We start from the raw sequence: 13,037 nt of genomic DNA, 5'->3' as shown, positions 1-13,037 counted from the left end.
CCCTTTCCCCCGTTCCCCGCAGGGACGTTCCGCCCGCGGACAGCGGAATGCCCGGCGCTTGCCTCGCGCCGGGCATGTCCCGCTGGGGTGCCCCCGGTCACTGCCGGTGGCTGGTGCCGGTGGTCACTGCCGGGAGCCGATGACGTCGGCGGGCCGCCCGGTGAGCGAGAGGCGGCCGGGGACGACGGTCGCGACGAGGGCGAGCAGGGCGGCGAGGGCGAGGACGCCCACGTACCACCACGGCTCGACGGCCGGGGCCGCCGCGCCCGTCATGCCGATGCTGAACGCGGTGAGGACGGCGAAGGCGATGCCGCTGCCGAGTACGGCGGCGGTGAGCACGACGACCAGCGACTCGGTGCGGAGCATGCTCATGACCTGGCGTCGGGTGGTGCCGACGAGGCGGAGCAGGGCGAACTCGCGGAAGCGGTCCGAGACGGACATGGCGAGGGTGTTGACGACGGCGATGGCGGTGAAGGCGATGATGAGGCCCATCGCGACGTAGTTGACCTCGGCGTTGGACTGCTGCACCTCGGCCTGGAGGTCCTCGACCTGGCCGCGGTCCATGACCCCGACCCCCGGGAACGCTTTGACGGCGGACTGGAGTTGTTCGCGGCCCGCCTTGCCGTCCCCCGCCGTCCTGACGAGGACCGAGGAGGCGAGCGGGTTGTCGACGTGCCGCACGACGAGCTGGTGCGCCATCGTGAGGTCGCCGAAGCCGAGGCCGCGCGAGTAGACGGCCCGCACCTCCAGAGTGCGCACCGTGCCGTCCCCGAGCGTCACCTTGAGGGTGTCGCCCGGCTTCTTGCCGAGGTGGTCGGCCGCGACCTCGCTCAGCGCGAGGCTGTCGGCGCCGAAGCCCGCCAGGGAGCCCTTGGTGACGTCCGGGTCCCAGTTCTGCCGCAGCCCTTCGGTCGACAAGCCCTGGGCCGGGTACTTGTCGAGGCCGACGCGGACGCTCGTGCGGACGACCTCGGTGACGGCCGTGACGCCCGGCGCGGAGCGCAGCTCGCTCGCCGCCCGCGCGGGGACACCGGGGCCCGCCGAGGCGACCACCCAGTCCGCCTTGTTGCCGTCCTCGGCCTGGTGCGACGAGGCGTTGTTCATCGTCGTCTGCACGAACAGGACCGTGCAGGCCATGCCGATGAGCAGCGCGAGCGGCGTGATCGCGGACGCCATGCGCTTGGTGTTGGCGCGCACGTTGGCCGCCGCGAGGTAGCCGGCGACGCGCGAGGCGCGCAGCGGGATGCCGAGCAGGGCGATCGCGAGGCGCGCGATGAGCGGGCCGAGGAGCGAGACGGCGACGGCGAGGACCACGACGGACAGGAACGTGACGGGGGTCGAGGCGGGTTCGGTCTTGAGGACGCTGAGCACGACGAGGAGGACGATGCCCCCGGCGAGCGTCACGACGCCCACGACGAGCCTGCCCCACGCGAAGCGCTGCTCCACCGCGGACTCGGCGAGCGCCTCGGCCGGCCGGATGCGGGCGGTGCGGCGCGCGGAGATGCGGGCGGCGGCCCAGGCCCCGAGCAGCGCCGCGCCGATCGCGGCGAAGAACGGGAAGACGCTGAAGGTCACGTTCAGGGTGTCGGGGATCGCCCCGAAGTCGATGAACTTGCCGTGCAGCCAGTACGCGATGGGCAGCCCGGCGACCGAGCCGACGAGGCCCGCGAGGAGCCCGACGATGAGGGCCTCGCGCCCGATGAGCTGGCGCACCTGCTTGGGGGTCGCCGCGATCGCGCGCAGCAGGGCGAGTTCGCGGTGGCGCTGCTGGATGGAGAGGGCGAAGGTGCCGACGACGACGAGGATCGCGACGAGCAGCGAGGTGCCGCCGATCGCCCCGCCCATCGAGACGAGCTTGACGCGCGCCTTGGAGGCGTCCAGGAACTCCACGGGGCCCCGGTCGCCGCCCGTGGCGACCTGCGCGGTCGTCCCGTCGAGCGCCTTCTTGACCTGGCCCGCGAGCGCCTCGGTGGAGACGCCCGGCTTCGGCAGCACGCCGAGCACGGTCACCTGGCCCTCGCGCCCGGAGAGGCGTGCGGCCTCGCCCGTGGAGAAGAAGAGCGAGGACTGCTGCTTGAGGTCGCCGCCACGCGGTGCGGCGATGCCGCTCACCCGGTACGTGCGCGGGGAGCCGGTCGACTGGACGGTGAGCTTCGCGCCGGTCGCGACGCCCGCGCGGCGGGCGAGTTCGCGGTCGAGGACGACCTGGTCGTCGGCCGTGGGCGCGGCGCCGTCGACGAGCGCGAACGGGGTCAGCGCGGCGGAGGCCCACGCGTGCCCGTAGGAGTCCTTGCCGTCGACGCCGTCCACGATCCGGCCGCCGGAGGCGACGGCGTAGGCGGGGAAGGTGATCTCGGGGACGACGGAGCGGACCCCGGGGAGCCCGGAGAGCTTCCCGGCGGTCGAGGCGGGCAGCCAGGCGCGCTCGGCGATGGGCTTCGCCTTGTGCTTGACCTTGGTCTTGCCCTTCTTCTTCTTGACCGTGGTCTGGTGGACGTTCTGGTCACCGCCGACGACGACGGGCGCGGCGGCGTACCGCTCGGTGCCGATCGTGCCGCGCAGTCCCGTCTCCAGGAGGATGCCGCACGCGGTGACGAGGGCGGCGGCGCACAGGAGCGCGAGGAACGCGCCGATGAAGCCGCCCTTGCGGGCCCGCAGGGTCTGGAAGGCGTAGCGCAGCATCAGGCCCACGCTCCGAGTCGGGTCATGCGGTCCGCGACGCGGTCCGCTGTCGGGTCGTCCATGCGGCCGACGAGCCTGCCGTCGGCGAGGAAGAGGACGGTGTCGGCGTAGGAGGCGGCGACGGGGTCGTGCGTGACCATGACGACGGTCTGCCGCGTGTCGTCGACGCAGGAGCGCAGGAGCGAGAGGACCTCGCGGGCCGTCACGGTGTCGAGCGCGCCGGTCGGCTCGTCGCCGAAGATGACGTCGGGGCGGGTGATGAGGGCGCGCGCGATCGCGACGCGCTGCTGCTGGCCGCCGGAGAGTTCGGACGGCCGGTGCGAGGCGCGCCCGGCGAGGCCGACGCGGGCGAGGATCTCCTCCAGCCAGTGCTTGTCGAGGTGTTCCCCGGCCAGGCGCAGCGGCAGCTCGACGTTCTGGCGCACGGAGAGCGAGTTGATGAGGTTGAACGCCTGGAAGACGAAGCCGATGCGCTGCCTGCGCAGCTTCGTGAGCTGGGTCTCGTTCATGCCGGTGAGTTCGGTGTCCCCGATCCAGGTGCGCCCCGACGTCGGCTGGTCGAGACCCGCGGCGCAGTGGAGGAAGGTGGACTTCCCGGAGCCGGAGGGCCCCATGACGGCGGTGTACGAGCCGCGTGCGATGTCGACGCCGACGCTGTCCAGGGCTTTCACGCCGCGGCCGTTCCTGCCGTAGACCTTGGTGACCGCGTCGAGCCGCAGCGCGGTGCTCCCGGCCTCGGTACCGCCGCGCGTCTCGGTGTGGGTCCGCTCGGTCCTCATGCGTGACCAGTCCTCTCCATCCAGCGTGTGTGGGGCCGTGATCCGTCCGCGCGGCGACGCGGACGCATCCCGTCGAACCTGAACCGGCGATCTATACGGTGCCTATGTGCGTCACTCGTCCGAGGGCACAAGCGCGTTTTTCGGCCGTGCGCGGCGGCAGAACGGCCGAAAAGGGGACCCACCGGCCGGAGGTGCCGGTGGGTCCCCGGGGCGGTCGGCGCCCGACGGGGGGCGGGACGCCGACCGGGTCGGGGGCGGGTCAGGCGGGGGCGTGCACGCGTACCTCGCCGGGTGCGGCGTCCGCCGGGCGGGCGAGCGAGGCGGACCAGGGGCCGGGGAGCGGGATGTCCTCGACGCGCCACCGCGTCGTACGCCCCTCGTGCACGTGCCCCACGGTGAGCGGGCCCGCCTCGCCGGGGGCGACGTCGAGCGCGTTGAGCGGCATCCCGAGCAGGCCGAGCCCGACCGCCTTCACGACGGCCTCCTTGCGGGTCCACGCGCGGTGGAAGACCTCCTCGCGCGCCGCTCCCGGCGCGACGGCGCCCAGTTGCCGCCGCTCGGCCGCGGTGAGCACGGTCTCGGCGAGCGCGTCGGAGCCCAGCGGGCGGTACGCCTCGACATCGACGCCCACCCAGTCCCCCGCCCGTACCGCCAGCACCCCGCAGCCCGTCGTGCGCGACAGACTGACGGCGAGCGGTACGGGGGGCCGCACCACGGCGGGCGGCCCGTGCTCGCTGTCACCGCAGCCGGGGCAGATCCGGCGCCCGAAGCGCACGCTGTGCGCGGGCAGGCCGAGCAGCGCGGCGACGGCGCGGCGGGCGCCGGCCCTCGTCGCGGTGAACGCCGCGGCGTCGCGGGCGGCGTGGAAGCGCCGGGCCCGGCCGCGTTCCACCTCGTCCAGGAGCGCGTAATCGGCCGGGTCGACCGCTTCGCGCAGTCGCCACCACCACACGTGGGTCTCGTGGTCCGCGCGCAGCCGCTCCACGGCGGCTCGCGCCGACGCGGGGACGTAGACGTCCCTGATGTCCGCCGCGTGATCGATGTGCGCCCCGTGATCGGTGTGCGCCGCGTCGTCGGTGTGCGTGCCGGGGCTCGCGGGTGTCGCCATCTTTCCTCCTCTCCACTCGTCACGGCCGGTCTCAGGCCAGTCCGTTGAGGCCGAGCAGCAGCTCCTTGACCTCGGTGGCGTGGTAGCGGTCCCGCTCCTTGGCCGGGTCCGAGCACAGCAGCAGCGGCCCGTCCCTGTCCTCTGCGGGCAGCCGTCCGTGGCTGCCCCTGACCAGTCCGGGATCGAGGGGCACGACCGTGAGGGGTGCCCGCATCCCGGCCTTCTTCCGCAGGACGCCCAGCGCGGCCTTCGCCCGTACCGCCGGTACCGACGGGTCGAAGAAGAGCTCGGCCGGGTCGTACCCGGGCTTGCGGTGGATCTCGACGCCGTGCGCGAAGTCGGGCGCGCGGGCGTCGTCGAGCCAGTAGTAGTAGGTGAACCAGGCGTCCGGCTCGGCGACGGCGACGAGTTCGCCCGCGTGGGGGTGGTCGATGCCGTAGGCGGCCTGCTCGGTGCGGTCCCAGATCTCGTCGACGCCGGGGAGCCGCTTGAGGAGGTCGCGCACGCGGGGCACGTCGGCCTCATCGGACACGTACACGTGGGCGGCCTGGTGGTCGGCGACGGCGAAGGCCCGCGAGGTGGGCGCATCGAGGTACTCCATGCCGCGCTGCGTGTACACCGAGAGCAGGCCCTCGCGGCGCAGCGCCCTGTTGATGTCGACGGGCCTGCTGACCGGCGTGATGCCGTACTCGCTGAGCGCCACGACGGTCGTACCGCTCGCCTCCAGGTCCGCGAGGAGCGGGGCGAGCGCGGCGTCGGCCTCGCGCGCCGCGGTGACGGCCCGGGGGCTGTCGGGGCCGTAGCGCTGGAGGTCGTAGTCGAGGTGGGGCACGTAGACGAAGGTGAGGTCGGGGCCGCGGCGGTCCAGGACGTAGCGGGCCGCGCCGGCGATCCACCGCGTGGCGGTGAGCGAGGCGGTCGGGCCCCAGTACTGGAAGAGCGGGAACTCGCCCTGCAGTGCGGTGAGTTCGTCACGCAGGGTAGCGGGGACCGTGTAGCAGTCGGGGGACTTGCGGCCGTCGTAGTGGTAGACGGGCCTGGGGGTGAGGATCGTGTCGACGTCGGCACCCATCGCCCACCACCAGCACAGGTACGCCGTGGAGTGCGCGGGATCGCGTTCGCGGGCCGCCTGCCACACCTTCTCACCGCGTACGAGAGCGTTGTGCTGGCGCCACATCATGACCTCGCCGTGGTCGCGGTGGTACCAGCCGTTGGCGACGGCGCCGTGCTCGCGCGGGAGGGTGCCGGTGGTGAACGTGGCCTGCACGGTCGCGGTGACGGCGGGGAAGACGGTGTCGAGCGAGGCCGTGAAGCCGCGCTCGCCGACGGCCTTGACGTGCGGCATCTCGTCGAGCAGGCGGCGGGTGAGGCCCACGGTGCACAGCACGGCGACCGGCCTGCGCCCGCTCCCCGCGCTCACGACTCCTCCTCTTCGAGGCCGAGGGCGAGCAGTTCGCCCCGCATCCAGTCGAGTTCGGCGGCGAGCCCCTCGACGAGGGAGTCCTCGCGCGCGCCGGGCAGGACCGACCACGTGTACGTCTCGACCTCGACGTGCCCCGTGCCCGCCCGTTCCCCGCCGAGGAGTCCGCGCAGCGTCGCGCGCAGGACCTCGCGGGTCCCGGCGAGCGGCGCCTCGGGCTCCTCGTGCAGCGGTACGTGGTAGTGGACGCGCCACGGTTCCACGCCCGGCAGTTCGCCCGCGAGGGCCCCGCCGAGGTCGTCGCTCGCGAGGACCGTGCCCCCGGGGCCCCGCTCGCGGGTCTGGTGCAGGAAGCGCGGCTCGGCGAAGGCCTCCAGGGCGGCGCGCTGTCCGGCGAGGGCCGGTTCGGGCGCCTCCAGCGCCGTGGACGCCTGGAGCTTGACGACGGCGCGCCCGGAGGAGCGGAGGAGGGCGAGCGCGCTGTCGGGGTCCTCGTGGGCGACGGCGAGGTGGCAGGCGTCCAGGCAGACGCCGAGCCACTCGGGGTCGGTGCCCGTGAGGATCTCGACGGCCTGCTCGACGGTCTCGGCGACGCAGCCCGGCTCGGGCTCGATGCCGACCCGGACGATCTTGCCGGTGTCGGCGGCGAGTTGCTTGAGTCCCTCGGTGAGGGCGGTGAGCTGGCGCGCGGCCGTACGGCGCTGCGCGGAGGTCCACACGGTGCGCCAGGCGAGCGGCAGCGTCGACACGGAGCCGTGCGTCACGTCGTCGGGCAGCAGACCGGCGAGGACGCGCGCGAGGTGCAGGGTGTACTCCAGGCGGGCGGGCTCCGACCAGTCCGGGTAGTACACCGCCCGCTTGACGACGGGCGCGTGGAAGCCGTGGTACGGGAAGCCGTTGAGGGTCACGGTCTCCAGGCCCCGGGCGCTCAGCTCCCTGCGCAGCCTGGCGACGGCGCCCTCGTCGGCCGCGAGCGTCGCCGCGGTCTCGGCGGGCAGCCACAGGCCGAGGCCGAGCCGCTTGCTGCCGAGCCGGACCCTGACGGGCTCCGCGTAGGCGTCGAGCTGCGCGGTGATGCCCTCGATGGTCTCCGCGGGGTGCACGTTGGTGCAGTACGAGACGTGCACGGTGCTGCCGTCCTTGTGGCGGAAGCGCATGGCGATGTCCTCAGCTCTCCCCGCGGGCCACGGAGTTGCCCGCGAACAGCCCCGCGGCCCGGGTCTCGTCGGCGCACTCGGTGCGGAGGCGCCCTGACTGCCCGTAGAAGGCGACGGGATTGCGCCACAGCACGCGGTCGACGTCGTCCTCGTCGAAGCCGGCCGCGAGCATGGCCTCACCGGTGGCCCGGGTCAGGAGGGGGTCGCTGTGCCCCCAGTCGGCGGCGGAGTTGACGAGGACGCGTTCGGTGCCGTACGCGCGCAGGATCTCGACCATGCGGCCGGGAGTCATCTTCGTGTCGGGGTAGATGGAGAAGCCCATCCAGCAGCCGGAGTCGGCGACTTCGCCGACGGTGACCTCGTTGAGGTGGTCGAGCACGACGAAGGCGGGGTCGATGCCGCTGTCGCGGACGACGCCGAGCGAGCGCCGGGTGCCGCCGGCCTTGTCGCGGTGGGGGGTGTGCACGAGGGCGGGCAGGCCGTGCTCGACGGCGAGTTCGAGCTGCCGTGCGAAGGCGTGCTCCTCGGCGGCGGTGCCGGTGTCGAAGCCGGTCTCGCCGACGCCGACGACGCCGTCCTTGACGAGGTAGCGGCCGAGGAGGTCGAGCACCGGGGCGCAGCGCGGGTCGTTCGCCTCCTTCGGGTTGAGGCCGATCGTGCAGTGGTGGCTGATGCCGTACTGGGCCGCGCGGTACGGCTCCCAGCCGAGCAGCGCGTCGAAGTAGTCGGTGAAGCTGACCGGACCGGTACGCGGCTGCCCGAGCCAGAAGGCGGGCTCGACGAGGGCCCGGACGCCGGCGGCGTGCATGGAGCGGTAGTCGTCGGTGGTCCGCGAGGTCATGTGGATGTGTGGGTCGAAGATGCGCATCGCCGTGGCTCCGCTCGGTGGGTGGTCAGTGCTCGTACGCGCGCGCGGCGCTCTGCTCGCCCGCGACGAGCCACAGGTCGTCGGGTACGGTCCGTCCGGCGGCCCGGCGCTCCGCGGCGAAACCGGCGGCCATCCGCGCGAGTTCGGCGTCCTTGCGCTCCTGGAGCCCGGCGACCCGGTGCAGCGGCACGCCGGTGAACAGGCACTTCAGGACGGCCTGGCGCCAGCGGTACTGGTCGAGGTGGGCGCGGGCGTAGGGGCCGAGGGCCGCCGCGATGAGCCGCGTGTCGTTGGTGCGCAGCCCGTCGTCGACGAGCGGGAGCGCGGCGTCGCCGAGCGGCAGGAACGGCAGGGCGCTGAGCACCCCGCGCCGTTCGGCCGCGTCGCCGCCGCCGTAGCGCGCGGTGGCCTCGGCGGCGAGCCGCCTGCCGCTGAGCGGGAGGGCGAGGAGGAGCAGGGTGCGCACGGCGTCGGCGACGTGCCACTCGTACCAGCCGGGGAGCCGGTCGCGTCCGTAGTGCCGTCCGGCGGCGGCGAAGGGCAGTGCGAGGGCGGCGGCGCCCCGGGCGCCGACGGCCTCGGTGTCGGCGCGGAGCCGCGCCTCGCGGTCCTCGTCGAGCGCGGCGGCGAGGGCCTCCTTGAGGGTGCGCAGGGTCAGCGCGTCGTGGACGGCCGCGTGGGCGGGGGCGGGCTGCGTCGTGGTCGTGAGGGTCATGTCGGGACGGCCTCCTTCGGCGGGGGTGCGGTCGGGGCGGTGGCGGGCGGGGCCGCGGGGGCCCGCGGCGCCGGGCGTGATGCCGCCTCGCGCAGGAACGCGATGCTGTGCCTGGCCTGGTCCACGGCGGCGTGACTGTGCCGGGGCAGTTCCACGGAGACGAGTCCCGCGTACCCGGACGCGCGCAGCGCCGCGAGGATCGGCGGGAAGTCCATCTCGCCCTCGCCGAAGGGAAGGTGCTCGTGCACCCCGCGCCGCATGTCCTCGATCTGCACGTGCGCGAGCCGCCCACCCGCCCGCGCGACGCACTCCGCCTCGGACCGCGGTTCCAGGCACCGGCAGTGCCCGAGGTCGAGTGTCAGGCCGAAGGTGCCGGGCGCGCCGACGGCCTCGGCGAGCGCCTCGTAGCCCGCGAGGTCGGCGACGAGCATGCCGGGCTCGGGCTCGAAGGCGAGCCGCACCCCGGCGGCGTCGGCGTCTTCGACGGCCCGCGCGCAGCCCTCCTCCAGCCGGGCCCACGCCTGGGCGCGCGTCGTGCCCGGCTCGGGGGTGCCGCTCCAGAAGTGCACGGCCTCGGCCTCCAGTTCGGCCCCGATCCGCACGGCACGCCGCAGCAGGTCCTGCCGGGCGGCGCGTTCCTCGGGCGCGGCGCTCAGGAGCGTCGGGCGGTGCTTGCGGAACGGGTCGAGCAGGTAGCGCGCACCGGTCTCGACGACGACGGCGAGTCCCGCCGCGCGCAGTGCCCTCGCCGTGCGCCGCGTGCGGGCGCCGATCTCGCGGTCGTACGGGTCCAGGTGGTGGTGGTCCAGGGTCAGCGAGACGCCCGCGTACCCGAGGTCGGCGAGTACCGCGACGACATCGCTCAGGCGGTGGTCGGCGAAGCCGTTGGTGCCGTAGGCGAAGCGCGGGCCGTCCGTGCTCGGGAGGGGCACGGGTGCGGTCATGTCGGGGACACCTTCCGCGCGAGGGAGAGCGCGGGCGGGAGCGCGGCGACGAGGCCGAGCGCGGCGCGCGGGGCGCCCGCGCGGGCCACGAGAGCGGCCTGCAGCGGTACGAGGGCGTGGATACCGGCGCCGACGGCCGCCCGCACGTGTGCCGCGTCGGGGGTGCGCAGCGCCGCCCACTGGGCGCGCCCGGCGAGGGCGAGCGCGCCCGCGGCGAGCGCGGGGGCGGTCCAGCGCGTACGGAGGCGACCGGCGCTCTCCCGCCCGGGGTGCCGGGCGGGCAGGGCCGCCGCGAGCGCGGACGCCGCTGTCACGGCGAGCGCGAGTGCCGGTTCGTCGCCCGCTTCGCCGTCCACCTCGTGGCGGCTGAGGCGCGTCACGGCGAGGGTGTGCGCGGCGACGGTGAGGGCGGCGCCGAGGGCGGGGCGCGCCGGGCCCGTACCCGTGCCGTGCAGGACGTCGAGCCCGCGTGCCGCGGCCATGGCGAGCGGTCCGAGGCGCGTGCGCTTGACGCCGAGGTCGTAGGCCCAGACGGCGGCGGCCAGGGGCAGGGTCCGGCGCAGCAGGACGCGCCGGCCGCCCGCGAGGGCGCCGAGTGCGAGGGCGCCCGCCGTCAGGCCGGTGGCCGTCGCGAGGGCGGCACCGGGCGAGAGGCGGCCCGAGGGGATCGGGCGTGCGGGCCGCTCGCGCGCGTCCTCGGCGCGGTCGGCCCAGTCGTTGAGGGCCATCCCCGCCCAGTACAGGGCGACCGAACCGGCCGCGAGGAGCGCGGTCCTGCCGGGGCTCACGCGCGCGGTGCGGGCGCTCGCGAGCGCCCCGGCGACGACGTCGCCCGGGACGGTGAGCGCGGCGGGCGCGCGGACCAGCTCGGCGAGGGTCTTCGTGGTCCTGCGCAGGGTCAGGGTCCTGGGCCGGTAGCCGGTGTCGAAGGCGCGGGCGCGGGGAGCGGAGGGCGCGGGTGCCCCGGTGGGCGGGGGCGGCGCGGCGGGCCGGGACGGCCCGGGGTGCGTGGGGGCCTCGCACAAGGGGGTGTCGGGGGCGGGGCGGCGCAAGGCGGGTGGCCGGGAGCCGAGTTCGGCGTGCGCCGCTCTCAGTCCCTCCCGGAAGGCGCGCCGCACCCGGGTCAGGGTGAGGGTCATCGCGCGACCTCTCGCGCGGGCCGCTCCGCGGCCTCGCGTACCGGCGTCCCGGCCGCCCACCGCGTGAGCGTCCCGTACTGGAGCGTCAGGTTGTGCTCCGTCGAGGCGGCCGGGTCCTTGAAGAAGAAGCCGAGGGCCGGGAGGGCGCCGCTCTCGCCGCGCGTGTGGGCGAGCGCCGCGAGGCGGACGAGGTCGAGGACGAGGGGTGCGGCGAGCGCGGAGTCGCAGCCCTGCCACGTGAACTGGAGCGACATCCGCACGCCGAGGAAGCCCTCGAAGGAGACGTGGTCCCAGGCCGTCTTCCACTCCCCCATCTCCGGCACGTTGTCGATGTGCACGTGCCCTTCGACGGGGTGCCCGACGGTGTCCTCCAGGGAGCGCTGCTTCGACTCCGTCTTGCTGCGCGCGGCGGCCGGGTCGGCGAGGGTCGCGCCGTCACCGCCGCCGAGCAGGTTGGTGCCCGACCAGGAGCGCAGCCGCAGGGCGCGCTGCGTGAACATCGGGGCGAGCGCGCTCTTGACGAGGGTCTCGCCGGTCTTGCCGTCGCGGCCGGCGTGCGGGACGCCGCGCAGGTGGGCGAGTTCTTCGAGCGCCGGAAGCGCCGCGCCCGTGGAGGGGGTGAAGTTGACGAAGGCGCAGCCGGCGTGGAAGGCGGCGTAGGCGTAGAGGCTGCTCGCGGGGAGCAGCGTCCCGGACGCGGCGAGGGCCTTGTCCAGCTCCGGGAGGGAGAGGAACGCGGGGTCGGGCGCGGGCAGCGGCTCGGTCGAGGAGACGTTGACGACGACGACCCGGTCGAGGCCGTGGCGCTCGCGGAAGGCGGTGATGTCGGCCGCGAGGCGGCGCGCGGTCGTGTACTGCGGCTCCCCGGCGGACGCCGCGCCGTCCCGTACCTCGCGCTCGGCGGCCTCCAGGGCCGGGCGGACGGCCTCGGCGAGCCCGGCGGGCAGGACGCCGTCGCGCACGAGCGCGGCGGCCCGCTCCACGAGGGGCGTGGCGACGACGTCGTGTCCGCCGAAGACGAGCCCGGCGAAGGGCGTGAGCCCGGCGTCGGCGAAGTCGGGACTCTCGGTCACGCAGCCGGTCGGCGCGGCGAGTCCGGCCGCGAGGGCGGCGGCTCCGGCGACGGCGGTGGTCGCGACCGAGCCGCGGGCGCCGACCAGCCAGACGCCGGTGCGCGGGGCGGGTGCCGTCTGGGAGCGGGCGGTGTGCTGCATGGCTGCGTGCCTCCTGGGGTGGTCGGGCGCGCGGGCCGCCCGCCGGGGGCGGCCCGCGCGGGCGGTGCTACTTGCCGAGGTCGGCGGGGTAGGGCCAGGCGTCGAAGGCCCTGTCGAGCGCCGCGCGGTCGCGGCGCAGCCACTTGACGGTGAGGCGGTCCACGGTGCGGCGCGGCAGCGGCGGGTTGTCGTCGCGGTCGATCTGCGGCTGTGCGAGGGACTGCAGCTCCCAGGCGGCGCCCGCGAGCCGGTTGATGTGCGTCCACCAGGCGGTGTCGATGCCGAGCAGGACGAAGCCGGCGAGGAAGGGGTGCCAGCGGTGGTAGGCGTGGGTCGGGTCCGGCGGCGTGAAGTTCATCATGTGCACGCGCTCGCCCTCGGGGCGGCGCGGGTCGTACAGCGTGCCCTGCCCGAACTGCTGGAAGGCGTCGACGAGTCCGCGCGGGTCGCCGCCGTAGTACTCGTCGTAGATCTTGCGCTGCTCGCGCGACAGGACGACGAACGCGTCCTTGTTGGGCTTGATGAGGTCGAGGTACGGGCGCGGGTAGGAACCGCTTCGGCGGGTCGCCTCCCAGGCGTCGTAGATCTTCTCGAAGCCGCCGAAGGGCGTGATGATCGCGCCGACGGCGGCGGTCATCTCCGGGGTCGGGTTGAAGTACGAGACCTCGTCGTACTGGTACCAGAACTCGTTGTGCCAGCGGTCGCCGGTCATGCCGGGCACCACGGGCAGGTCCGCCGCGTTCCGGCGCGGGGGGCGCGCCGGGCGCCCGCGGCCGTGGGCGGCGGCGGGGCCCGCTCCGGCGAGCGAGACGGCGGTCGCCGCGCCTGCCACGCCGAGGGCGGCACGCAGCACGCTCCTGCGGTCGATGGTGTTGAGCGACATCTGGATCTCCTTACGGGGAAACGGGGTTACGGGGCGGGCGGGGCGGATGGGGATGCGGTGCGGGAAGGCGGTGCGGCGGTCCGGTGCGGTGCTTCCCGGCCTTCGGACTCGGGGCCTCGGGTACGGGG

11 protein-coding genes are annotated in these 13,037 nt (G+C 75.0%); all 11 read right to left on the bottom strand.

Annotated features, from left to right (window positions below; all coding sequences use genetic code 11):
* Window positions 1-123: 123 nt before the first annotated feature.
* The 11 genes from STTU_RS23410 to STTU_RS23360 all read right to left on the bottom strand — a co-directional run bounded on the left by STTU_RS23410 (window position 124) and on the right by STTU_RS23360 (window position 12,909).
* Entirely contained in the window at window positions 124-2,682 is a 2,559-nt protein-coding gene (locus STTU_RS23410; protein WP_007827458.1) for an ABC transporter permease, read from the bottom strand.
* On the bottom strand, window positions 2,682-3,461 hold the full coding sequence (locus STTU_RS23405; protein ID WP_007827456.1) for an ABC transporter ATP-binding protein: 780 nt from the start codon (window positions 3,459-3,461) through the stop codon (window positions 2,682-2,684). Before STTU_RS23405 ends, STTU_RS23410 begins: the two co-directional genes overlap by 1 nt.
* A gap of 259 nt (window positions 3,462-3,720) precedes the next feature.
* Window positions 3,721-4,569, bottom strand: a complete 849-nt coding sequence (locus STTU_RS23400; protein ID WP_007827454.1) for a 4'-phosphopantetheinyl transferase family protein — start codon at window positions 4,567-4,569, stop codon at window positions 3,721-3,723.
* A 31-nt stretch (window positions 4,570-4,600) separates the two neighbouring features.
* A complete protein-coding gene (locus STTU_RS23395) occupies window positions 4,601-5,956 on the bottom strand; it encodes an alkaline phosphatase family protein (protein WP_007827452.1) in 1,356 nt (451 codons plus the stop codon).
* Window positions 5,957-5,985: 29 nt separating this feature from the next.
* Complete coding sequence (gene eboE / locus STTU_RS23390; RefSeq protein WP_007827450.1) at window positions 5,986-7,146, bottom strand: metabolite traffic protein EboE; 1,161 nt, start codon at window positions 7,144-7,146, stop codon at window positions 5,986-5,988.
* A 10-nt stretch (window positions 7,147-7,156) separates the two neighbouring features.
* Window positions 7,157-8,014: a TatD family hydrolase gene (locus STTU_RS23385; protein WP_007827448.1), complete on the bottom strand. Its 858-nt coding sequence runs from the start codon at window positions 8,012-8,014 to the stop codon at window positions 7,157-7,159.
* Between the two features lie 25 nt (window positions 8,015-8,039).
* A complete protein-coding gene (locus STTU_RS23380; RefSeq protein ID WP_043256087.1) occupies window positions 8,040-8,729 on the bottom strand; it encodes an EboA domain-containing protein in 690 nt (229 codons plus the stop codon).
* Window positions 8,726-9,673, bottom strand: a complete 948-nt coding sequence (locus STTU_RS23375) for a sugar phosphate isomerase/epimerase family protein (protein WP_043256086.1) — start codon at window positions 9,671-9,673, stop codon at window positions 8,726-8,728. Before STTU_RS23375 ends, STTU_RS23380 begins: the two co-directional genes overlap by 4 nt.
* On the bottom strand, window positions 9,670-10,812 hold the full coding sequence (locus tag STTU_RS23370) for an SCO3242 family prenyltransferase (RefSeq protein WP_078519110.1): 1,143 nt from the start codon (window positions 10,810-10,812) through the stop codon (window positions 9,670-9,672). Before STTU_RS23370 ends, STTU_RS23375 begins: the two co-directional genes overlap by 4 nt.
* Entirely contained in the window at window positions 10,809-12,026 is a 1,218-nt protein-coding gene (locus STTU_RS23365; protein ID WP_007827441.1) for an inositol-3-phosphate synthase, read from the bottom strand. Before STTU_RS23365 ends, STTU_RS23370 begins: the two co-directional genes overlap by 4 nt.
* Window positions 12,027-12,093: 67 nt before the next feature.
* Window positions 12,094-12,909 carry a hypothetical protein gene (locus STTU_RS23360; RefSeq protein WP_007827440.1) on the bottom strand — a complete coding sequence of 272 codons (816 nt, stop codon included), beginning with the start codon at window positions 12,907-12,909 and terminating at the stop codon, window positions 12,094-12,096.
* Window positions 12,910-13,037 lie beyond the last annotated feature (128 nt).

Origin of the sequence: Streptomyces sp. Tu6071 (assembly GCF_000213055.1) — a bacterium.
GTDB classification, from domain to species: domain Bacteria; phylum Actinomycetota; class Actinomycetes; order Streptomycetales; family Streptomycetaceae; genus Streptomyces; species Streptomyces evansiae.
The sequence above is the reverse complement of the archived record's forward strand: the minus strand, read 5'-3'. Positions and strand labels throughout refer to the sequence as shown.